The following is a 278-nucleotide window of genomic DNA, read 5'->3' as shown; positions in this document are numbered from 1 at the left end:
TATCGTCAAGTTTCAGAGAATGAAAGACGAGAAGGCGAGAGACTTCCTCGCCATCTACGAGGACTGGATTGACAAGAGAAACGGAAATGGTGAACTCCTTAACATCGGAAAGATGCCCAAGTGGAAGCTAGAGCTTCCCAATCCGCGAAAGCCGGGCGAGATGTTCCAGTTCGGCAGCTTCATGCATAACCTCAAGCAAAAGGGGCATAGCGATGATGAAGCAGGCACAATGGCCGCGATGCTGGAAAAAGGCGGCTTCACAGTCATACGCCGAAATA

At 50.4% G+C, this 278-nt stretch carries 1 protein-coding gene; it reads left to right on the top strand.

The window, feature by feature from the left end; genetic code table 11:
* Positions 1–19 precede the first annotated feature (19 nt).
* Positions 20–278, top strand: a 259-nt coding sequence (locus tag ACLQ24_RS30580) for a hypothetical protein (RefSeq protein ID WP_425895192.1), incomplete at its 3' end; no start/stop codon positions are given.

It is taken from the genome of Micromonospora sp. DT4 (assembly GCF_049841675.1).
In the GTDB taxonomy this organism is placed as follows: domain Bacteria; phylum Actinomycetota; class Actinomycetes; order Mycobacteriales; family Micromonosporaceae; genus Micromonospora.
Note: the sequence above shows the minus strand (reverse complement) of the source record. Positions and strands in the feature narration are given on the sequence as shown.